This is a genomic window from Paenibacillus sp. FSL L8-0708 (genome assembly GCF_038009325.1).
GTDB classification, from domain to species: domain Bacteria; phylum Bacillota; class Bacilli; order Paenibacillales; family Paenibacillaceae; genus Paenibacillus_AQ; species Paenibacillus_AQ odorifer.
Genome location: NZ_JBBPBC010000001.1, coordinates 6,090,672 through 6,112,271, shown reverse-complemented (window position 1 = coordinate 6,112,271; position 21,600 = coordinate 6,090,672). Strand labels below are relative to the sequence as shown.

General features: G+C 44.8%; 21 protein-coding genes. 17 read left to right on the top strand and 4 right to left on the bottom strand.

Going from position 1 to position 21,600, the window contains the following annotated elements; all coding sequences use genetic code 11:
- The first annotated feature begins 4 nt into the window (after positions 1–4).
- From queA to yajC, 3 genes are read left to right on the top strand one after another with little or no spacing between them, the layout of a single operon-like run.
- Positions 5–1,033 carry a tRNA preQ1(34) S-adenosylmethionine ribosyltransferase-isomerase QueA gene (gene queA, locus NYE58_RS28815; RefSeq protein ID WP_076277215.1) on the top strand — a complete coding sequence of 343 codons (1,029 nt, stop codon included), beginning with the start codon at positions 5–7 and terminating at the stop codon, positions 1,031–1,033.
- A gap of 21 nt (positions 1,034–1,054) precedes the next feature.
- A complete protein-coding gene (gene tgt / locus NYE58_RS28810; protein ID WP_036677666.1) occupies positions 1,055–2,191 on the top strand; it encodes a tRNA guanosine(34) transglycosylase Tgt in 1,137 nt (378 codons plus the stop codon).
- Between the two features lie 50 nt (positions 2,192–2,241).
- Positions 2,242–2,562, top strand: a complete 321-nt coding sequence (gene yajC, locus NYE58_RS28805) for a preprotein translocase subunit YajC (RefSeq protein ID WP_076206460.1) — start codon at positions 2,242–2,244, stop codon at positions 2,560–2,562.
- A gap of 95 nt (positions 2,563–2,657) precedes the next feature.
- On the opposite strand, the gene NYE58_RS28800 is transcribed toward yajC, so the two are convergent.
- A complete protein-coding gene (locus NYE58_RS28800) occupies positions 2,658–3,497 on the bottom strand; it encodes a phosphatase PAP2 family protein (RefSeq protein ID WP_232061443.1) in 840 nt (279 codons plus the stop codon).
- A gap of 93 nt (positions 3,498–3,590) precedes the next feature.
- Positions 3,591–3,983 (bottom strand): TIGR04086 family membrane protein, encoded by a 393-nt coding sequence (locus NYE58_RS28795; RefSeq protein ID WP_036677660.1) that lies wholly within the window; start codon positions 3,981–3,983, stop codon positions 3,591–3,593.
- Positions 3,984–4,209: 226 nt separating this feature from the next.
- On the opposite strand from NYE58_RS28795, the gene NYE58_RS28790 reads away from it, so the two are divergent.
- A complete protein-coding gene (locus tag NYE58_RS28790) occupies positions 4,210–4,974 on the top strand; it encodes a DUF421 domain-containing protein (RefSeq protein ID WP_076277217.1) in 765 nt (254 codons plus the stop codon).
- 4 nt (positions 4,975–4,978) lie between these two features.
- Here NYE58_RS28790 and spoVB read toward each other — a convergent pair whose 3' ends face one another.
- Complete coding sequence (gene spoVB, locus NYE58_RS28785; protein ID WP_076130398.1) at positions 4,979–6,577, bottom strand: stage V sporulation protein B; 1,599 nt, start codon at positions 6,575–6,577, stop codon at positions 4,979–4,981.
- A 196-nt stretch (positions 6,578–6,773) separates the two neighbouring features.
- Here spoVB and NYE58_RS28780 point away from each other — a divergent pair, with 196 nt between their 5' ends.
- From NYE58_RS28780 to NYE58_RS28755, 6 genes are all read left to right on the top strand, one after another.
- On the top strand, positions 6,774–7,025 hold the full coding sequence (locus NYE58_RS28780) for a post-transcriptional regulator (RefSeq protein ID WP_036677655.1): 252 nt from the start codon (positions 6,774–6,776) through the stop codon (positions 7,023–7,025).
- 221 nt (positions 7,026–7,246) lie between these two features.
- On the top strand, positions 7,247–8,497 hold the full coding sequence (gene secD, locus NYE58_RS28775; RefSeq protein WP_076277218.1) for a protein translocase subunit SecD: 1,251 nt from the start codon (positions 7,247–7,249) through the stop codon (positions 8,495–8,497).
- The gene (gene secF, locus NYE58_RS28770; protein ID WP_052097271.1) at positions 8,487–9,389 is read left to right on the top strand and encodes a protein translocase subunit SecF; all 903 of its coding nucleotides are present in this window, start codon (positions 8,487–8,489) and stop codon (positions 9,387–9,389) included. The genes secD and secF overlap by 11 nt, the downstream gene beginning before the upstream one ends.
- Positions 9,390–9,532: 143 nt before the next feature.
- A complete protein-coding gene (locus tag NYE58_RS28765; RefSeq protein ID WP_036677651.1) occupies positions 9,533–10,483 on the top strand; it encodes a cation diffusion facilitator family transporter in 951 nt (316 codons plus the stop codon).
- 29 nt (positions 10,484–10,512) lie between these two features.
- Entirely contained in the window at positions 10,513–12,915 is a 2,403-nt protein-coding gene (gene recJ / locus NYE58_RS28760; protein ID WP_341003631.1) for a single-stranded-DNA-specific exonuclease RecJ, read from the top strand.
- A 209-nt stretch (positions 12,916–13,124) separates the two neighbouring features.
- Positions 13,125–13,643 carry an adenine phosphoribosyltransferase gene (locus NYE58_RS28755; RefSeq protein WP_036677647.1) on the top strand — a complete coding sequence of 173 codons (519 nt, stop codon included), beginning with the start codon at positions 13,125–13,127 and terminating at the stop codon, positions 13,641–13,643.
- A gap of 252 nt (positions 13,644–13,895) precedes the next feature.
- Here NYE58_RS28755 and uraA read toward each other — a convergent pair whose 3' ends face one another.
- Positions 13,896–15,209, bottom strand: coding sequence for a uracil permease (gene uraA, locus NYE58_RS28750; RefSeq protein WP_038572987.1), 1,314 nt, complete (start codon positions 15,207–15,209; stop codon positions 13,896–13,898).
- Positions 15,210–15,522: 313 nt separating this feature from the next.
- Here uraA and NYE58_RS28745 point away from each other — a divergent pair, with 313 nt between their 5' ends.
- The 7 genes from NYE58_RS28745 to hisS all read left to right on the top strand — a co-directional run bounded on the left by NYE58_RS28745 (position 15,523) and on the right by hisS (position 21,565).
- On the top strand, positions 15,523–17,703 hold the full coding sequence (locus NYE58_RS28745; RefSeq protein ID WP_036677643.1) for a RelA/SpoT family protein: 2,181 nt from the start codon (positions 15,523–15,525) through the stop codon (positions 17,701–17,703).
- Between the two features lie 21 nt (positions 17,704–17,724).
- Entirely contained in the window at positions 17,725–18,168 is a 444-nt protein-coding gene (gene dtd / locus NYE58_RS28740; RefSeq protein ID WP_036677641.1) for a D-aminoacyl-tRNA deacylase, read from the top strand.
- A 133-nt stretch (positions 18,169–18,301) separates the two neighbouring features.
- Positions 18,302–18,457 carry a hypothetical protein gene (locus NYE58_RS28735; protein WP_179087027.1) on the top strand — a complete coding sequence of 52 codons (156 nt, stop codon included), beginning with the start codon at positions 18,302–18,304 and terminating at the stop codon, positions 18,455–18,457.
- A 150-nt stretch (positions 18,458–18,607) separates the two neighbouring features.
- Entirely contained in the window at positions 18,608–19,117 is a 510-nt protein-coding gene (locus NYE58_RS28730) for a type 1 glutamine amidotransferase domain-containing protein (protein WP_076105448.1), read from the top strand.
- Between the two features lie 48 nt (positions 19,118–19,165).
- Positions 19,166–19,615 (top strand): hypothetical protein, encoded by a 450-nt coding sequence (locus tag NYE58_RS28725; protein ID WP_036677637.1) that lies wholly within the window; start codon positions 19,166–19,168, stop codon positions 19,613–19,615.
- Positions 19,616–19,981: 366 nt separating this feature from the next.
- Complete coding sequence (locus tag NYE58_RS28720; protein ID WP_155288182.1) at positions 19,982–20,119, top strand: hypothetical protein; 138 nt, start codon at positions 19,982–19,984, stop codon at positions 20,117–20,119.
- Positions 20,120–20,311: 192 nt separating this feature from the next.
- On the top strand, positions 20,312–21,565 hold the full coding sequence (gene hisS / locus NYE58_RS28715; protein WP_036677635.1) for a histidine--tRNA ligase: 1,254 nt from the start codon (positions 20,312–20,314) through the stop codon (positions 21,563–21,565).
- Positions 21,566–21,600: the final 35 nt, after the last annotated feature.

Sequence of the window (21,600 nt, the reverse complement as noted above, 5' to 3'; positions counted from 1 at the left end):
GACCATGAATGTAGATGCTTATGATTTTCATTTGCCGGAAGAATTGATTGCCCAGACACCTCTCGCTGATCGCAGTGCTTCTAGACTGCTTCTAGTGAATAAGGAGGATGGAGAGCTGGCTCACCGGCATTTTACCGATATTATTGATTATTTTAATCCCGGAGACACGCTTGTTCTAAATGATACGAGAGTCATTCCAGCGAGATTGTTTGGAGTGAAAGAAGATACTGGTGCTAAGGCGGAAGTGCTTCTCCTAAAGAATCTTGGGGATGATCGGTGGGAAGCACTTGTAAAGCCAGGGAAAAAGCTCAAGACAGGCGCGGTGATTATCTTTAGTGATGAGCTTCGTGCCGTTATCGAGGACGAAGCTGATATGGGCGGCCGTACGCTTCGTTTCATATATCAGGGTATTTTTCAGGAGATTCTGGACAGGCTGGGAACGATGCCGTTGCCACCTTATATTAAGGAAACACTGGATGATCGTGAACGATATCAGACTGTGTATGCTCGGCATGAGGGATCGGCCGCTGCGCCTACCGCAGGGCTTCATTTTACCCAAGAATTGCTGAAACAGATTGAGGCTAAGGGTGTAAATATCGCTTATATCACCCTTCATGTAGGTCTCGGTACTTTTCGTCCGATGTCTGTAGAGAAGGTAGAAGAGCATGTTATGCATTCTGAGTACTTCGTAATGTCTCAAGAAACGGCAGATACCATAAATGCTACTAAGGCACGAGGCGGCCGTATTATTGCAGTTGGCACAACGTCTTGTCGGACACTTGAAACGGTCGGAAGACAATGCGATGGTGGTCCGCTTGTGGAATGCAGCGGCTGGACGGATATTTTTATCTACCCAGGGTATAAGTTCAGTGTAGTAAATGCGCTAATTACCAATTTCCACCTGCCAAAGTCTACTTTGGTTATGTTGGTTAGCGCTTTGGCAGGTCGGGAACATATTCTAGCTGCTTATGAAGAAGCGATAGAGCAGAAGTACCGATTCTTTAGCTTTGGAGATGCAATGTTTATTTATTAAGGTAAGAGGATGGGTTAACTTATGGCAGCAATTACTTATGAGCACATCAAAACGTGCAAACAATCCGGAGCTAGACTTGGAAGAGTCCACACTCCACATGGTGTGATTGAGACACCAGCATTTATGCCAGTCGGCACACAAGCTACAGTCAAGACCATGAGTCCTGAAGAGCTGAAAGAGATGGATGCTCATATTATTTTGAGCAATACTTACCATCTGTTTCTAAGACCAGGCCATGATATTGTTCGTGAAGCTGGTGGACTGCACAAGTTCATGAACTGGGATCGCCCGATTCTGACAGACAGCGGCGGGTTTCAAGTATTCTCGTTAAGCGACATGCGCAAGATTACGGAAGAAGGAGTTCATTTCCGTTCCCATTTAAATGGGGATAAGAAATTCCTGTCTCCGGAAGTAGCGATGGAGGTTCAGAACTCTCTGGGTTCAGATATAATGATGGCATTTGATGAATGTCCTCCATTCCCGGCTGAATATGATTATGTGAAAAAATCACTGGAGCGCACCACGCGCTGGGCAGAACGCTGCCTGAAAAGTCATGCTCGTCCTAACGATCAGGGTCTTTTTGCTATCGTGCAAGGGGGCATGTATGAAGATCTGCGCCGTCAGAGCGCGGCTGATTTGACTTCCATGGATTTCCCGGGGTATGCTATTGGAGGGCTCAGCGTCGGAGAGTCCAAGCAGCTAATGTATGAAGTGCTGGATTATACAGTTCCCCTGCTGCCGCAAGGCAAACCTCGCTATTTGATGGGCGTGGGTTCACCGGATGCGCTGCTGGAAGGATCAATCCGAGGAGTAGACATGTTCGACTGTGTCTTGCCTACTCGTATTGCCCGTAATGGAACAACGATGACCAGTCAGGGAAGACTCGTTGTACGCAACGCTAAGTATGCCCGTGATTTCGGACCGCTTGATCCGGAGTGCAATTGCTATACATGCCGGAATTATTCCCGCGCTTATTTGCGTCATCTAATCAAAGCCGATGAAACCTTCGGACTTCGATTGACGACATACCACAATTTGCACTTCTTGTTGGATTTAATGCGTAAAGTGCGTGAAGCCATCAAGGAAGATCGGCTGCTTGATTTTCGCGATGAGTTTTTCGCCAAATACGGATTATATGATAATCTTAAAGGCTTTTAGGGTTTGATTTAAGAGTCATGCTTTAATGTACTTTGAAAGGGGGGAGAAATATGATTCAATCGTTTCAATATGCAGCTAACACAGGTGGTGGAGGTAGTATACTAGGTCTAGTAGGTCCCTTTGTCCTTATGTTTGTAGTATTCTACTTCTTGCTGATTCGTCCGCAACAAAAGAAGACCAAAACTCGTAACGCAATGTTGAAAGCTCTGAAAAAGGGCGATAAAATCGTTACTATTGGAGGGCTTCACGGTACGATCATGGAAATTTCCGATGATATCGTGGTTCTGCGGGTCAACGATGTAACTAAGCTGACTTTTGATCGCGGTTCCATCAGCCACGCTGTGGCGACGGATGTCGAAGAGAAAGTATAGACTTGTTATTTAAGTACATAAAAAGCGGTGTCTTCTCATTGGAGAGGACACCGCTTTTTTGATCTTTAAGGTTATTAAGATTTAGCAGTTTAACTTTAACGTACATTTGTTACGCGGCTCGGAACGGTAAGCGATTCTTCACGTCCCCGCAAAGTTAATTTGGCGAGTTGAACGCCAACTGTAGAGGCTAGTACGGCTAGCAAGGTTCCACCAATCATATCTGTAAGCCAATGAATGCCCAGATAGAAGATTCCAAAGACGATTACAACTGCGGAAATACTAGTGATGACCATCCAGCGGCGGTTCCCTGAACGGAAGGCCAGAAGTGCCATTGTAACAGATATGGACGTATGTAGACTCGGGAAGCAGTTATTGAGACCGGATAGCGGTCTATATTCCTGTTCGAATTTCGGAAATACATCCAGCATAGTAAATTTGACGCCTGCTGGCAGATAGGACCAAACCTCGTTTACCGGGAAGTAAAGATAGAATGGAATCGCCAAGGCATAGTTGATAATAATAGCATAGCAGGTGGCATATAACATCACCCGGTTTTTATCTAACAGATAGACTCCTAATGAAGCTGCTAGAACGGACTGAAGCATGAAAATGTAGAAAAAGACGATGATCGGTGTTAACCATGGACTGTAGAATATATCCTGAACGGCTTGGACAAAATGACCCTCTAGGCCAAATATAAACGGCGTATAATCAGAGGTAAGATGCATTTTTTGTTCAATTTGCAGTTCATATTTATTTATGGCTAATACGCCAAACATTCCTGCAATCAGCAACAAAAACTTATAGGATCGCAGCATCTCTTTCCCAATTTCAACCAATGCCATGAGTGGATTACGTTTAGCGCCAATCCATACTAATATCACTACTAATGCAACTGTGTACAAAACAATATGGTTCATTGATTGGTAAAACAAAGCAATCGAAGCCTCCTTGATCTCTTAATGAAGTCAGTGATCACAGTTTAACATATTTTCAAGGAATGTTTCGAATTTAATGGAATTATAATTTTAGCTTTTTTGTAAATTAACGCCAAACATTCCGCCGAGAGCGCCAATTGCTGCAGCTGCCAGAACCCATAGCAGATCCACACCAGAGGGTGCGCTGTCCAGTGCCAAAAAACCGATCAACAGAACGATAATCCCATAAAATGCGCCTGTAAGACTTCCTTGATACCAGCCTTTGCTCGTGGCTCTGCGACCGGCGGTTAGTCCTCCGAATGCTGCAGCTATGCCGTGTACAATGTACGTGTACATTGAGAGATCCTGCTCCTTCAGACTGCTGCCCCATAACAAAAGTGAGAGGACAAACGCACCCATCAGCATCCAAAGGAATGATCGACATAGGCCAGATAACACAGGATTGGCTATTCTCCACGAGAACATGCGCCGGATTAAATACATGGTACAACCTCCTAAAGTTTTTTTGAGGAAAAAGAATCAACATAGTTATTATTCATTGTATGGGATGGCTTGCCCCAATAGTACAAGAAAGGGCATTGCAGCCTTTTTACCATTAATTAATATGCCGGCTTCCGAATGTTCCCTGCACAGAGCGGTCAGAATAGGGTTACATTAATCCACCCGGGGAAACAAGTCTGCGGGTGAGAATGGAGGGGAGCGAAGCTATATGTTCCAGCATATCTCTACCCATATTTTCTTGACCGTGCTGATGTATTTCTTCATATTCCTGTGTATGCGCATCATGGGGAAGAGGGAAATAGGTAAGCTGTCTGTATTTGATTTAACGATCTCCATCATGATTGCCGAGATTGCTGTTTTTGTGCTTGAGGATATTAATCGGCCGATCTATGAGGGAGTCGTTCCGATGGCAACATTGGTGTTGATACAGGTGGTTGTGGCTCAGCTCAGTCTTAAGAGCAGAAAGCTCAGACTTTTAATGGACGGCAAACCGAGCATACTCATTTCTGGCGGCAAGCTGCACCGGGGCGAAATGCGTAGGCAGAGATATAATATTGATGATCTGCTGCAGCAATTGCGTGGACAGAATATCGCCAGTCCTGCTGACGTGGAATTTGCGATCCTGGAGCCTAGTGGGCAGCTAACCGTATTCGAGAAAGAGAAGGGGAGTGCATCCTCTAATCCATCAGGCAATAGCAGTGCAGCTGCTGAGCATAAAAAGAGTGACGATAATAAAGGGAACAAGAACCGTAAGATAGAGCTGCCGAAGAATAAGATCAGATATGAAGGACTTCCAATCCCTCTGATTATGGATGGAAAGGTGCAGGATCAGAATTTAGAGATGATTGGAAAAACCAGATTTTGGCTAAGAACTCAAATTCGCCAAAAGGGAGTATCTGATTTCAAAAATGTTTTTCTATGCTCCATAGATCATAAGGGCAGAATTTATGTCGACCGTTTGGACAACAGATAGCCTTTTAAAGCCTGCGTTTGATAAACGGCAGACGGTCCAAATCACGAATTGAGATGAGGCCAGCTAACAGACTGATTCCGAAATACAGGACCATTCCTATCGCAGAGGCAAATATAAATTGAATCCATTGTACATCTGCAATGGGAATGGAAGTGTATACATAATGCACGCCCGCTCCCATAATGACCATTGCACATAAGGTTTTTATGGTTTCGGTTACTCTTAAAGATAATGAAATAAGACTGACCACACTGTATCCGTGAAGCAGCGTAACCAGAATGCTGTTCACAATAATGGCTATGATGGCGCCGTAAATTCCATATTCAGGTTGCGATGCCAGTATTACGATCAGAATGATTTTGACTACTGCTCCAATTAAGGTATTGATGAGTGCCCTGCCCGGTCGATCCATAGCTTGCAGCGCAGCTTGTAAAGGAGCTTGAACATAAATGAACAAGGCGAATGGAGCCATGAGCTTCAGCATAGGAGCTGTATCCGCGTTACCATATAACAAATTGCATAGCGGAACCGCCAGGATATACATAAGAACAGCAAAAGGAGCCCCTGTTACCAGCGCAAGCCGCAACGCTTGATGCATACGCTTGTGAATGGTGGGCAAGTCCTTTCTTGCCGCAGCTTCTGATATGGAAGGAACCAGAGACACAGCAAGTGAAGAGGTTAATGCCCCGGGCAGCAGCAATAAAGGAACAACCATCCCTTGTAAAGACCCGTACTGAGCTGTAGCGGCAGCAGCGGCTATACCTGCCAAGGCGAGACTGCGCACAGTAATAATAGATTCCAGCAGATAAGAAAAAGAGCCTACAAGCCGACTTGCCGTAACGGGAATGGATATGCCTAGTAACCGCCGTAATATGGGGGAGTTGGCTTTCACACCTTGTGTATCAGATGGGATAACCTCCGGCTCGAGAGCGGGTTGCTCTGGAGTCGGATTTGTCTGCTTTTTATCTTTTTTAGTAATGACATAATATTGCCACAGAATCGCTAACATTCCGCCAATTTCTCCTACCGTCACACCTAACATCGCTCCAGCCGCCGCCATAGCAATACCCTTAGGAAGCAACAACCAGGAGAACCAGAGCATAAAGAATATTCGAACTAAAGATTCGAAGATGGAGGAGAGCGCCGATGGTATCATGTTCTGCTTGCCTTGGAAATAACCGCGGTAAATTGCAGATACGGCGACAATCCCAATCATTGGGATCATGGCAATAAACGTATAATAAACCCGATGGTCTGTTAAGATAACATTGGAGACCCATGAGGCACTTACCAAAGCAACCAATGTAAAGAAGATTGCAAGTCCAATACTAAGAGCAAGTCCAGTACGTAAAATCAGCCGTGATTTTTCAGGCCGATTCTCTCCTTCTGCTTCCGCCACCATCTTGGCTATCGCCAGTGGAATCCCGCCTGTAATGACAGTAACCAGCACAAGAAAAAAAGGATACGCGAGCTGATACAGACCCACACCTTCTGCTCCGATAATACGGGGTAAAGCAATCCGGGGAATAAATCCAAGCATCCGATTAATGATGCCGGCGGCTAGCAAGATTAAAGTTCCTTGTATAAAGCTCTGTTTCTTCAAAGGTCACGCCTTCTTCCCAAAATGAAATAAAACGCTGGCGAACTTGTCTATTCTTATGGATATGCTGTACCCCTATCTCGGCATGCCTTGTTTTAGTGGCATTAACTTTTTGTGACGGAAGAAGGAAAGCGAAGAACAAGAGTCGAATATCTATGGTGAGCATACGAACATGAGCGATCTTTGGAGGTGTCAACACGTGGAATCGGAACAGTGGAATCATGATCAACATAGTGAAGAAATCGAAGCCATGTGCCGCAGCAAAGCTGAAGAATTCCGGCTCCTCGGCTATGAGTATGTAACCAGCAAGGATATTTGGGATTGCATCAGCCGTAATTATGATAAGGAAGGCTTGCCTCCCCTACATAAGCTGGTAAACGACATTTATTCCTTGAAAGCCAATAGTTACATGAATTATTTGACTATTGCGGCCTATCGGGGGTTGAACTGAACAATAAACCACATATTTCTTTTTGCGAACTGCCTGATAAAGCAGTAAAGTAAGAGAATAATAACTCCACATCTCCTATTAAAACGGATGTCTTGCTGATTTAGGCAGGGGCGGCCGTTTCTTTGTGTGAGTATAGCTCTATCAATGCTGTGAATTGACGGTCATTTCGCGTGTAGCTATAATAGGAATATTGAGTTAATGAAAGGGGAACTAGCTAGAGCATGAAGAGACTAATGGGCTTTTTTATTACCGTGCTCGTTTTGACAGGCGTTATGGCATTTACTACTCCTGGACTGCTGGACAAGGTTAGACTGGGTCTTGACCTGAAAGGCGGATTTGAGATTTTGTATCATGCTGAGCCTATGGAAGCGGGAGCAGCATTGTCCCGAGCTTCTCTGCTGAAGACAGCGGAAAGCTTAGAAAAACGGGCGAATGCGCTCGGAACAAGTGAACCAGAGGTAACTACTGAAGGTACGGACCGTATCCGTTTGAAAATTGCGGGCGTAACGGATGAAGCCGAGGTTCGTAAAAAAATGAAAGAACCTGCAGTTCTGACCTTCCGTAGTGCTGCTGAAGGTGACGCTGAGGGAACTTACAGCAAAATCGAACTGGTAGGTAGTGATTTTGTTGAAGGTGCTGCAGAAGTTGGACGGGATAACCTGAATCAGCCAATCATCAGCATCAAGATTAAGGACAAGGACAAATTTGCAGAGATTACTAAACGTCTCTTAGGAAAGAATCTCGCAATTTACTTGGATGAGAACAAACTATCTGACCCTACGGTACAAGCAGTACTTACCGATGGCAGTGCTTCTATTTCGGGCAGCTATACAATTAAGGAAGCACGTGAACTTGCAGACACCATTAACCTAGGTGCATTGCCACTGAAGCTGACGGAGAAATATTCCCAAAGTGTGGGTGCTACCCTAGGTAAGCAATCGCTTGATCAAACGATTCGAGCAGGTCTGCTGGCTTCTGTGATTATCCTTATTTTCATGATCGGAATGTATCGTTTGCCAGGTCTTTTGGCTAGTTTTGCCTTGCTCTTGCATACATGGGCACTAATTGCAGTCTTCGTCTTTGCAGACTTTACCTTGACGCTGCCTGGTATAGCCGCATTTATTCTGGGTATAGGTATGGCGGTCGATGCCAATATCATTACCAACGAACGGATAAGGGAAGAAATGCGCAGTGGAAAAAGTATACTGTCCTCCGTTAAAGCAGGGAATAAATCCTCTTTCCGGACAGTAATGGACTCCAATGTGACTACTATTATTGTGGCAGCAGTTATGTTTGCCTTCGGTACAGGTGCGGTCAAAGGCTTTGCATTGGTGCTGATTGTAGAAATCGTGCTGAGTATCGCCACGAATCTTTATTTCTCCCACTGGTTGCTTAGCCAGCTTGTCAAAGCGGGTAAGCTGAACAAACCGAAGAGCTTCGGTGTTAAGGAGAGTGAAATCCGTGCGCTTTAAGAAAGAGCTTGATTTCGTACATTTGAGTAAATATTTCTATATTTTCTCTATCGCATTGACAGTAGCAGGATTGATTTTCCTGGCGACATTTGGCCTGAATTACAGCGTTGACTTCAAAGCTGGATCTAATGTGGACATCTCCCTATCCAAGAATTTGAACTTGGATCAGGTTAAGACTGCAACTAGTGCAATCGATGTCGATCATGAACCGACGATTTCGTTTGGTGATCAGCGTGTGAATATTCGTTATGACGAAGTTCTTGATGAGGCTCAAGATGAAGCCCTAAAAGCTGAAATCCTTAAACTGGATGACAAAGCATCGTTTGAAATTAACACCGTGGACACTGAAATGGCAAAAGAATTGGCACGTAATGCTATTTATGCAGTTCTGATTTCTTGTCTGGGGATTATTATTTATGTAAGTATTCGTTTTGAATGGCGTTTCGCCGTGGCATCGATTGTGGCCTTGCTCCATGATGCCTTTATCGTAGTCGCGCTCTTCTCTATCTTCCGTTTGGAAGTGGATTTGACGTTCATTGTAGCGGTGCTTACGATCATCGGTTATTCCATCAATGATACGATCGTTATCTTTGACCGTATCCGTGAGAATTTACGTTTTGGTAAACAGAAAACTTATGAAGACTTGAAACACCTTGTGAACAAAAGTGTGGCTCAAACGCTCATGCGTTCTCTCTATACTGCATTTACCGTATTTATTGCGGCGTTCTTCCTGTTATTGTTCGGAGGCGAGTCGATTAAGATGTTCTCGCTTGCGATGGTAATCGGCTTGCTCTTCGGAGCTTACTCTTCCATCTTTATTGCAAGTCCACTCTGGTTAGTGCTTAAAAAGCGTGAAAAGGTTAAAGTGAAGAGCAGCCCGAATAAAGGTTAGAAGAAATTAGCATCGAAGTTCTACTTTTCTTATACGTTTAAGAAAGCCGCGTCAAATGCGACGCGGCTTTCGAAATCTTTAGGGTCATGTCATGTGTATTGAATCATCATGAGATTACTTGCTATTGGTAAGGAGGGCCTCGTATGAATAAAGAACGATCACCGCAAAGCGAGACGGTTGCTTGGACAGGGATCATTAGCGATGTTACTTTGGCAGTAGCTAAGGGGAGTTTTGGCTATATTTCAGGGAGCAAGGCATTAATGGGGGATGCTTTGTATTCCGGAGCAGATGCAGCAGCTAAACTGGCGGATATTCTTCCGTGGCGCTCTGAGCAAGGGAGAAAGAGTAAGCAACGGATCGAAGAACGGCGGGGCACTAAGGAGCCGCTGCTGGCTATACTTTTTTCGGTATTTATTCTTATGGGGGGACTGCAGATCGCATTCTCTGCAATCCGCGACTTAACAGATGGAAAATCATCCACACACGGACAGCTGGCGTTTGTAACCGTCTTAGTATCTATTGTGTTTAAAGAAGCTGTTTTTCAATATCAATATCGCTACTTTAAAAAAATAGGTGATGGCAGTCATGCTGCATATGTTAATAGTCATCGTTTCAGCTTATATACATCTATCACAGTATTAGTCGGAATTTCGTTATCCATGGGTGGTACCTATTGGCATCCTCTATCTTATATGGATCCTATTGCTGCACTCTTAACCGGAGTTTTAATTCTTCGTAAAGGCTATTCACTCATTGCTAGCTCTATTAACACTAAAAATGCGCAGGAGCTTCCTTCGGAGGAAGCCGCTAATTTTATTGAAACAGTGCAACGTGTTCATGGCGTCATTCGCGTAGAACATTTGAAGGCACTTGAGCAAGGGAATTATGTGAATCTTCAAGTGAAAATCAGTGTAAATCCGCGGATTACGGTGATGGAAGCACAGGATATTTCGGAATGCGCTAGGAAGCTGCTGCAGCACCGGTTTGTTCATGTCGGTGAGGTGCATATGGACGTTGTTCCTTATGATCCCGGCTATCCGTACAAAAGCAATTATGAATTGCCGGATAATGATATTCCTACGTTGCTTCAGTAGTTTGCAAGGTGAGAGAAAGGTGAGTTCTATTGCTTTATTCAAAAACAAGATGGCAATCTCCGGCAGCCAATCCCGACACAGTTAGGGATATGGCCCGGAGCCTTTCTATTTCTCCACTCTTATCCTCACTATTAGTAAATAGAGGAATGAACACGCCTCATGAAGCGCTAAGCTTCATGGATGGCAGTGAGGAAGAACAGCATGATCCGTTCCTACTCAAAGGAATGGCTGAAGCGGTTCCTAGAATTAGAAAGGCTTTAAAAGATGAAGAACATATTCTTATTTATGGCGATTATGATGCCGACGGGGTGTCCAGCACAGCACTTATGATTCATCTGCTGCGCTATTTAGGCGCTTCCTTTGATATTTATATCCCACACCGCTCTAATGAGGGCTATGGGCTGCATAATCATGCCCTGGATTGGGCTTTACAGCAAGGTGTCTCCTTAATCATTACAGTAGATACTGGCATTAGCGCTTATCATCAGGTTGCTTACGCTAATGAACTGGGGATCGATGTGATCGTTACGGATCACCATGAACCTCCTGAGCTTTTGCCAGAGGCCTATACGCTTATTAATCCCAAGCTGCCAGATTGCCCTTATCCGTTCAAAGGATTAGCGGGTGTAGGTGTGGCTTATAAGCTTGCTCAGGCTATTCTAGGGGAAGAGACTCCCACAGAATGGGCAGAGATTGCAGCGATAGGAACGGTTGCGGATTTAATGCCGCTGCTTGGCGAGAACCGTGAGATTGTTAGAAATGGCTTGGAAAGTATGCGGCATTCAAGTTTCCCGGGGATTCGTGCCTTACTCGCTGTCAGCGGTGTGAATATGAGCACTGTGAGTGCGGTCAATATCGCTTTTGGCATGGCGCCGCGCATCAATGCCAGTGGTCGCCTGGACCATGCTGGACGGGCTGTGTCCCTCCTCACTACCGAGCATGCGGCTGAGGCAGAGCAGCTAGCTGGAGAGCTTGACCTGCTTAACAAAGAACGCCAATTGGTGGTAGAAAGAATTGTTGTTGAGGCCACTGCCAAGCTGGAGCAGATGACACAGGGTGGCGAAATCCCAGACATCATTGTTCTTGCTGATCATGGCTGGAATGTGGGTGTGGTAGGTATAGTGGCTTCCAAACTGCTGGAGCGTTATTATCGGCCTGTGATCATTCTGGATGTACATCCAGAGACCGGAATGTGCAAAGGTTCTGCTCGCTCCATACCTGGACTTGATATCTACGCTGCACTTTCTTCTTGTTCTGATTTAATGGATCATTTTGGAGGTCATCCAGCCGCTGCGGGAATGAGCCTGCATCGGGATGGATTAGAAGCCTTTGCTGCAGCATTAAATGAATATGCGTCCGGGGTGTTAACGCCAGAGCATTTCGTTCCTGTTGCTTCCGCTGATGCAGAGGTGTCAATCTCAGATTTATCACTGCAGACCGCGTTAGAATTGGAAAGGCTTGCACCTTTCGGAATGTCTAATCCGTTGCCGAAGTTTATTATTCGTGGGGCTACCGTGAAAGAGACACGTACAATGGGTCAAGATGGAAAACACCTGAAGATTGTATTGCAGCAGGGGAAAAACAGCATTGAAGCCTTGGCGTTTGGTAAAGGCGCTTTATCCAGGCTGCTACCGGCGGGTACTACGATCAACGTGTTAGCTGAGCTGTCGATCAATGAATGGAATGGCTCACGCAAATCACAGCTGATGCTGCAGGATTTATCTGTGCAGGATGCTCAGTTATTCGATCTTCGTGGTGCTGCTGATGCCGTACGGCAAGCCGCACATATTAGGGAACTACTTCTTCCTTATAGCGGTGCGGGTCCGTATCGAGCTGCTGCAGTGTTTCAGAACGGACGGAGTACGTCTGCAAGTGAATTGATAGGAATGTCTTTATGGGTATATGATAATGAAGCTGGCATTAGCGCTGCTGTTAAGGATGAGCCCCTTCAGGAATCAGGGCATGTCTCTCTGTTATGCTTACTGGATATGCCGGAGACTCCTGAACAACTGGATGCGCTGCTCCAAACCTTTCCTAATACTGATAATATTGCGTTATTGCATTCTATCAAGGATGGCCGAGAACGGCTTATTACTCCGACACGGGATCATTTCAAAATACTATATAAACTGTTGGCTTCGATCACCTCAGTTGCAACGCCTGAGAACGAAGTTTTGCTGCGGTTAAGCCGCCAGTCCTCGTTAAGTATCCGCATGCTTAACAACATGCTTGATGTGTTTGAGGAGCTTGATTTTATTAAAAGAAGTCAGGGAAGTGTGGCGTTTATTACTCAGCCAGTAGCTAAAAGTCTGACAGCATCGAGTCATTTTGTTAGACTGGGACAGATGGCGGAGATGGAGCAATACTTCATGGAGGGCAGCCTGTCAGAGTTACAGGACTGGATGTTATCGCGTCGTTTAGGCGTATCATAATCCATGCAAATATGAGCTGCTGAGCGTACCCAATGGTGTATAAAAATGCAACGCTCATATAACAAAGCGAATGCTTACGAAGCAAGTTTTGCCGATCTGAAATCAAAGCAGCTTATGCTAACAAAACAAAGTGAATGCTTACGAAGCAAGTTTTGTCGATCTGAAATCAAAGCAGCTTATGCTTACAAAACTTATAGGAGATGATAAATTTGGATTTTAAAGATAGTATTCGTGTGATTCCTGATTTCCCTAAAGAAGGTATTAGTTTTAAAGATATCACCACATTGCTTAAAGACGGTGAGGCTTACCGCCAAGCGATTGACGCGTTGAAAGCTCTCGTAGCGCATTTGGAAATCGACGTTATCGCTGGACCAGAAGCACGTGGCTTCGTAGTTGGAGCACCTCTTGCTTATGCGATGGGAGTAGGTTTTGTGCCGATTCGTAAAAGCGGCAAGCTTCCATATGAGACTATAGAGGTAGGTTATGATCTTGAGTATGGCAAGGACACCCTTGCTGTTCATACAGATGCCATCAAGCCTGGTCAAAAAGTATTGATCGCTGATGATTTATTGGCTACTGGTGGAACCATTGCTACTTCGGTTAACCTTGTAGAACAGCTTGGCGGTAAAGTGGTAGGTGCTGCTTTTCTGATTGAGCTGGTTGAGCTTGCTGGGCGTAATAAGCTTTCTGGAGTTGAAGTTCTTTCCTTGGTGAATTACGAGGATTAATCTTGTAAAGTTTGTCTTTTCCCGGGAAATAAACGGGGATTCGGCGCTCGAATTATGCTGAAAAGTGCAAAGATTAGCGCGTGATGCAAAGTGTGGAAGTTAAACATTAATTGGAAAATGTAAGATAATAACAGCAGCTGTCTGCCTTGTGGCGGAGAGTTGCTGTTTTGTATCTGAGTTAATAAAAAAAGCTGCCCAAGTCCATAAATGGATGTTGGAGCAGCTTTTTTAAAATTCTATTTTTACAATCGATTAATGGGCAGTTTTATCACTTTCTCCGCCATCATTAGACAGTCCAAGCACTTCAATGAGTTTGAAGAACAATGCCAATACGATACCAACAATTGTAGCCAGCGCCATACCACTTAGTTTAACGTTGCCCATAGTAAGGGTTGTACCACTGATTCCGACAACGAGTACCAACGTAGCCATGATCATGTTCGTAGCCTTGGAAAAATCAACTTTTTGCTCAACGAAAATACGTAATCCGGAAGCCGCAATTACACCAAACAGCAACAGGGATACACCACCCATTACAGGGGTTGGAATATTAGCGATGACGGAGGAGAAAGTACCAGAGAAAGAAAGCAGAATAGCAATCACCGCTGCGCCGCCGATTACATATACCGAATATACTTTAGTCAACGCCATAACCCCGATATTTTCACCGTAGGTTGTATTTGGAGTAGAACCGATAAAACCGGAGATAATTGTAGATATCCCGTTCCCCATCAGAGAGCGGTCAAGTCCAGGATCTTTTGCCAAGTCTCTGCCGACAATATTGCTTGTAACAAGTAAATGTCCAATATGCTCAACAATAACAACTAATGATACCGGGATAATAGTGAATATTACATTCCAATCAAATGAAGGAGTAACAATGGAAGGATGCGCTAAAAATTTTGCATTAGAGATAGCAGCGGTATCCACCATTTTCAAAATATATGCTAAACCATAACCAGTGACGATACCAATAAGGATGTGAATGATTTTTGGAAAACCGCGGAAGAGTACAGCTCCAATTACAGTTACACCAAGTGTCACCATAGAAAGTGCGATTGTTTTGCCATCTGGAGTCCAGTCTGCAACTGCAACGCCTTCAGGAGCAATAAGTCCTGCCATTCGTGCGGCAACAGGTACAAGTTCAAGTCCGATCGTAGCTACGATAGCTCCCATTACTGCCGGAGGGAAAACAACATCAATCCATTTGGTTCCTGCATAACGAATGATCAATGCCACGAGCACGAATATAATACCAGTGACGATAAAAGCACCCAAAGCAAGCGAGTATCCTTTCATGTGATCATTTGGGTAACGACTGAGTACTGACAATACCGGTGCAATAAAGGCAAAGCTGGAACCAAGGTACGCAGGGATTTTACCACGACAGATCCAAATGTACAGCAATGTACCGATACCATTCATAAGCAAAATCATTCCAGGGTCGACCCCGAACAAGTTAGGCACTAGCACTGTACTGCCAAACATGGCAAACAAATGCTGGAGACTTAATAGAAAGCCTGGGCCCCATGGAAGTTTTTCGTTAACTTGAATTTCGCGTTGCAATGGAGTTCACTCCTCTTTCTTATCTGATATTAGGTTGTCCGGCGAAAATCCGCCTTTACTAGATTAAATAGAACTTGGCTTTTTTACAACAACATTTTCACAAGTGTTATTAATTTGTCCGAATTTAATTACTTTTACTTCTGGAATACCATGAGATGGCAAGTGTTGACGTAATCCTCCTTAAGCCTCATAATTATAGACAACTTTGAATAAGGGCGTAAGTAAGCTTGGACAAATGAAATGATTGGAACCTGCAGATTTTTGAACAGTTGCGGGTTCATTTTATTATAGAAAGGAATCGGATACGACGAGAATGGGCATTGAGCGATTAATTGATAAGGCTGGCGCCTATATAAAAGATAAAGATCTTCTCCGCATCCGGGAAGCTTATGAATTTGCCGATCAGGCTCATCACGGGCAGATCCGCAAGTCGGGGGAGCCATACATTCTGCATCCGCTGGCGGTGGCAGATATTGTCGTCAATATGCAAATGGATGTTATATCTATTGTTGCAGCGCTTTTGCATGATGTGGTGGAAGATACGACGGTCTCACTGGAACAAATCCGCGCTAAATTTGGCGATACCTGCGCAATGCTTGTTGACGGCTTAACGAAGCTGGAACGCATTCGCTTTCGCTCAAAGGAAGAGCAGCAGAACGAGAATTACCGCAAAATGTTTATTGCTATGGCCCAGGATATCCGGGTCATTGTCATTAAACTGGCGGACCGTCTGCATAATATGCGAACGTTAAAATACCAATCTGAAGAGAGCCAGCGCCGTATTTCTTATGAGACGTTGGAGATCTTCTGTCCTGTAGCTGACCGGCTGGGGATTTCCGCGATTAAGTGGGAGATGGAGGATATTGCGCTTCGTTACTTGAACCCGCAGCAGTATTACCGGATTGCTAATCTGGTGCATAAGAAGCGGGCTGAACGTGAGCAATTTATCGACAGCGTAATTGGCCGTATTCGTGCCAAGCTGGATGAAATGGGCATTGAAGGTGATCTTTCCGGCCGCCCGAAGCATATTTACAGTGTTTATAACAAAATGAGCACAAAAAATAAGCAGTTTAATGAAATTTATGACCTGCTGGCCATTCGTATCATTGTGGATAATATTAAGGACTGTTATGCAACCCTTGGAATTATTCATACCTTATGGAAGCCAATGCCGGGGCGTTTTAAAGATTATATAGCTATGCCAAAAGCCAATATGTATCAATCTCTGCATACTACTGTGGTAGGACCAGGCGGAGAGCCTACTGAGGTGCAAATTCGCACCTGGGAAATGCACCGCACGGCAGAATACGGGATAGCCGCACACTGGGCATACAAAGAAGGCAGCAGTAATAATGCTAATCCGGAGAATCGGATGCCTTTCTTTCGCGAAATATTGGAGCTGCAGCATGAAGCTAAGGATGCCGAAGAGTTCGTAAAATCACTAAAAATGGATTTTTTCTCAGACCTCGTGTTTGTATTTACTCCTAAAGGTGAGGTTATTGAGCTTCCTGCCGGTTCTGTGCCTCTTGACTTCGCGTTCCGCATTCATACAGAAGTGGGCAATCGTACGATTGGTTCCAAGGTGAACGGGCGGATCGTGCCACTTGATCACAAGCTGAAGACGGGCGATATTGTTGAGATTTTGACGTCTAAGCATTCTTACGGACCTAGCCGTGACTGGCTCAAAATTGCACAATCCTCTCACGCAAGAAGCAAAATTAAACAATGGTTCAAAAAAGAAAAACGTGAGGAAAATGTCGAAAAAGGTCGCGAAGCGATTGAACGTGAGCTGAAGCGCCTGAATGTTGAAGTTTCCGAGTGGATTTCTGATGAAAAACTGTTGGAAGCTGCGAAAAAATTTGCTTTTAATGATGTAGAGGATATGTTGTCTGCCGTTGGTTTTGGTGGGATTACCGCTTCGCAGATTGCCTCCCGTTTGACGGAGAAGCTGCGCAAGGAGCAGGAAGAAGCTGCTAACCACTTGGAGCTTACTTCAGAGATGAAGGAGATCAAGTCTTCCGGCGAGAGACGAAATCAACCCACCAATGGCGTTAGTGTAAAAGGAATTGAAAACTTACTTGTTCGTTTTGCACGATGTTGCAACCCGGTTCCGGGTGACGACATTGTAGGTTATGTTACACGGGGCCGGGGTGTATCTGTACACCGCCAGGATTGTCCTAACATTCCGGGTGAAGGTGACGGAGAAGAAGCAGCTAGAGTGATTGAAGTGGAATGGGAAGGCACGATGGAAGCAAACTATAGTGTGGATATTGAGATTACAGGCCATGACCGCAATGGACTGCTCAATGAAGTACTGCAGGCTGTGTCCGAGAGCAAAACGAACATTTCTGCGGTCACTGGGCGCTCTGACAAGAATAAGATGGCAATGATTCATATGACCATCCTTATTCGTAATACGGAGCATCTGCAATCCGTTGTAGATAAAGTGAAACGAGTCAAGGATGTATATACAGTGAATCGGATCATGCAATAAGGCAAGGAGCGAAGTAGTGCGATGAGAGTTGTAGTACAGCGTTGTAAGGACGCCAAAGTAACCGTGGATGAGACAGTGACCGGAGCGATTGGCAATGGCCTGATGCTGCTTGTCGGCGTTACCCATGAAGATACAGAGAAGGATGCCAAATATTTAGCGGATAAAATAGCTGGACTGCGTATTTTTGAAGATGATGCTGGCAAAATGAACTATAGTGTCACGGATACTAACGGGGCTATTCTTTCAGTGTCCCAGTTTACTTTATACGGAGATTGCCGTAAGGGAAGACGGCCGAATTTCATGGGAGCTGCAGCTCCTGCGGAGGCCGAGCGTCTTTATGATTATTTTAATCAAGAGCTTAGAGCTGGAGGTCTTCAGGTGGAGACGGGCATATTTGGAGCGATGATGGATGTGTCGCTGACCAATTGGGGCCCAGTTACTCTCATTCTGGATAGCCGCAGCTAACGAAATAGAGGATGTCGAAGATTGCTTCTGGCCGGAGCTAACTTTCGACATCTTTTTTTATGCGGATAGAGCTTCTTTGGGCTGGATAAACTAAATGCAGGCAGATATCACGCATAAGGCAGGGAGTTTAAGAATGAGACAATCACAGAAGGCATGGGTATGGAGAAGTCTCCCGGCACTACCGACTGGGAGTCCTATGGAAGCCTGCGCATTAGCCAAAAAGCTAGACGGCGAGACCGAACCACTAGTGATGAAAGGAAGAAGCCGCAATCTCTTGCCGCGTACCTGAAGCGGGTGGAAAAGGCGGCTTTTTCGGTGTTGTGAAGGAAGCCTTTTTTCCGGTTAAAGGTTAGAAAGCATCCTCATAAGGGTAATAGACCACAAGAAAGAATAATTAGAACATCATTAATTGCTAAAGACAGAGAGGAGAAACTATTACATGAGTAACGTTGCTTTCTTACTGGCTAATGATTTTGAAGATTCTGAAATGAAGGTTCCTTATGATGAAATTATAAAGGCAGGACATCAAGCGGACATTATTGGTTTGAAAAAGGGGGAGACCTTGCTAGGTAAAAAGAAAGAAGTCTCCTACGCAGCAGACAAGGCGATCGCCGATGTTCAAGCAAGTGATTATGACGCGATAGTCATCCCGGGTGGTTCTTCCCCCGAGAATTTACGGCAAAATGCTGATATTTTGAAGTTTGTAAAAGAAGCAAATGAAGCAGGCAAGCCTATCGCCTCTATTTGCCACGGACCGCAAATTCTGATCAGTGCAGACTTGCTTAAGGGACGCACTATTACCTCATATCCTCCGCTGAAGGATGATGTTGTGAATGCCGGCGCGGAGTTTAAGGATGAGGAAGTAGTGGTTGATCGCAATTACATTACTTCGCGTACACCAAAAGATGAGCCTGCATTTGTTCGTGAAATATTGAAGGTCCTGAAATAAATAAGCAATATTTAAATTAGAGTCATATAATCCAAGGAGGTAATGGCAATGAGCAGAAAAATCCAAGCGTATTTCAGAACTGAAAATGAAGCAGAAGGCGCAAAAACAGCATTGATTAGCTATAAGGTGGATGGTTTGGAGGTTTGGCCACTCACAGACCCTATCGGCAATGATCGTAATATTCTGTTTCCAATCATTCCACTGGATAGTGCATCTGTAGTCGCAGGCACAACTGGAACGCTTGGAACGGCCAGCACACCTGCAGCTGGAGCTATGCTGGTTCCTGGCATTGCCGCTTCCGATACTCGGGCTGACCCTGAAACACATTATAGTGTGAATGAAGATCAGGTTAGTGCGAACGTGGCAGAAGGAGATCTCGAAGATGGGGATTTAAGTGAACTTCGTTATGTGATGGAGCTAAGTATAGCAGAAGAAAATTATAATGAAGTTGTGGAAATCCTTCGGGGCAAAGGGGCCTATGTTGAACAATTCGAATAGTATTCTATTAAAAATAAACCGCTTTCATGGAATGTAATATAATCGTAATATTACGTACATGATTCCTTAATATAGCGTGTTTATAATAAAGGCATGACCCCCTTTTTAATAATATATGATGATGGACCTGCAGCATTCGGCTGCAGGTCATTTTTTTGTTACAATATAATTGCTGAATAAAAAACTCGGAAGCTGTCAAAATTTATACCAGGCATCCTTTTTACTACCTTGACTTTAATGCAGTAGTTCAGTAGAATATTAACAATATACGATTTTATCATATGGTTTTGATGACGGGACCAAGTAATTCGAGAACCCACAACTCCAGAGAAGAATCCCTTGTCGATTCGGATGACATCTACTTAAGTGGATGATGAACCGGTATCGCTTGGCTGCAAGGATTCTGTTGATGAGCGAATGAATGACCTCCCCGAGAACGTACGGCGAAAGTGGGCAGTGTTGATTGCCGCGATCAGTAGCCGTTTACGCGTAGGCGGGCGTTAACCGCTTTGAGCGGCTTCAGTATATTTTTACTGATCCGGAATGTGGGTGGTACCACGTGGTGTATTATTGGTTATGATAATCCCTCGTCCCTGTTTTTTTATAAAACAGGGCGAGGGATTTTTTGCTTTTTCTGCAATAGAAACAGATGAAGAGAACAGCTTTAGAGGGGTTATTTTTTAGGAGGGATAGACTGTGGCTAAAGAAAGATTCGAGAAACCAACAGGAACGCAGGACGTGCTTCCGGGTGCTGTGGAGAAATGGCAGTATATTGAGGGGAAGGCCAGAGATTTATGCCGCCGTTTTAACTACCGGGAAATTCGCACACCTATGTTTGAGCACACGGGGTTATTCGAACGTGGAGTAGGCGAAACAACGGATATTGTGGAAGGCGAAATGTATACGTTCAAGGACAAAGGCGACCGTGATTTGGCTCTTCGTCCAGAAGGAACGGCTGGTGTCGTGCGGGCTTACGTTCAGAACAAGCTATACGGTGAACCTGATGTAAGCAAGCTGTATTATATCGGACCTATGTTCCGGTATGAGCGTCCGCAGGCCGGAAGATATCGCCAGTTCCATCAGTTTGGGATTGAGGCGTTTGGTGCCGTGGATCCGGCTATTGATGCAGAAGTAATCTCTATGGGCTATCAATTCTATAAGGATCTAGGTCTTAAGGATGTAAGAGTGGAGCTTAATTCCGTGGGTAATGCACCAAGCCGTGCGGCTTACCGGGAGAAGCTGCTGGGATTCCTTAGACCGATGAAGGATAACCTCTGCAGTGACTGTCAGCGTCGAATCGAGCGTAATCCGCTTCGTGTGCTGGATTGCAAGGTGGATCAGGATAAATTTACAGATGCGCCTTCCATTTTGGACAGTTTGGATGATGAATGCATAACTCATTTTGAGAAGGTTAAGATGCATCTCGACATCATGGGTGTGGAGTTCACGATTAATCCTCGTCTTGTACGTGGTTTGGATTATTACACGCATACTGCGTTTGAATATAAAGCAGCTGGCATTGGCTCTATTGATACCGTAGGCGGCGGAGGCCGTTACAACGGTTTGGTTGAAGAAATCGGCGGACCGGATCAACCGGGTATTGGTTTTGGGATCGGGCTGGAGCGTATTCTTCTTATTCTGGAAGATCAGAAGGTAGAGCTGGAGACTGCGAAGCCACTGGATGTGTATTTTGTAGCTCTTGGCGAAGAGGCTGATATTGAAATCTCCAAGCAGCTATACTTTCTGCGTAGCCAAGGGTTCTCGGCAGAACGCGACTACCTCGGCCGGAAGATGAAGGCGCAGATGAAGTCAGCTGACCGTATGTCGGCACGTTATACTGCGATTCTTGGCGAAGACGAGCTGAAGAATGGTGTAATTGCGCTGAAGTCGATGAGCACAGGGGAACAGCAGACTGTGAAGCTCGAAGAGCTGGCTCAGGCGTTGGTATAGAAGAAAACTTTTTAAGTAGAAATGTATTTTTAAAT

Excerpts from the sequence above, each read along its gene's own strand:
- queA (WP_076277215.1), top strand. The coding sequence starts at position 5 with ATGAATGTAGATGCTTATGATTTTCATTTGCCGGAAGAATTGATTGCC.
- NYE58_RS28735 (WP_179087027.1), top strand. The coding sequence starts at position 18,302 with ATGAGACAATCACAGAAGGCATGGGTATGGAGAAGTCTCCCGGCACTA.
- secD (WP_076277218.1), top strand. The coding sequence starts at position 7,247 with ATGAAGAGACTAATGGGCTTTTTTATTACCGTGCTCGTTTTGACAGGC.
- dtd (WP_036677641.1), top strand. The coding sequence starts at position 17,725 with ATGAGAGTTGTAGTACAGCGTTGTAAGGACGCCAAAGTAACCGTGGAT.
- NYE58_RS28795 (WP_036677660.1), bottom strand. The coding sequence starts at position 3,983 with ATGTATTTAATCCGGCGCATGTTCTCGTGGAGAATAGCCAATCCTGTG.
- NYE58_RS28745 (WP_036677643.1), top strand. The coding sequence starts at position 15,523 with ATGGGCATTGAGCGATTAATTGATAAGGCTGGCGCCTATATAAAAGAT.
- yajC (WP_076206460.1), top strand. The coding sequence starts at position 2,242 with ATGATTCAATCGTTTCAATATGCAGCTAACACAGGTGGTGGAGGTAGT.
- NYE58_RS28725 (WP_036677637.1), top strand. The coding sequence starts at position 19,166 with ATGAGCAGAAAAATCCAAGCGTATTTCAGAACTGAAAATGAAGCAGAA.
- NYE58_RS28790 (WP_076277217.1), top strand. The coding sequence starts at position 4,210 with ATGTTCCAGCATATCTCTACCCATATTTTCTTGACCGTGCTGATGTAT.
- NYE58_RS28730 (WP_076105448.1), top strand. The coding sequence starts at position 18,608 with ATGAGTAACGTTGCTTTCTTACTGGCTAATGATTTTGAAGATTCTGAA.
- tgt (WP_036677666.1), top strand. The coding sequence starts at position 1,055 with ATGGCAGCAATTACTTATGAGCACATCAAAACGTGCAAACAATCCGGA.
- NYE58_RS28765 (WP_036677651.1), top strand. The coding sequence starts at position 9,533 with ATGAATAAAGAACGATCACCGCAAAGCGAGACGGTTGCTTGGACAGGG.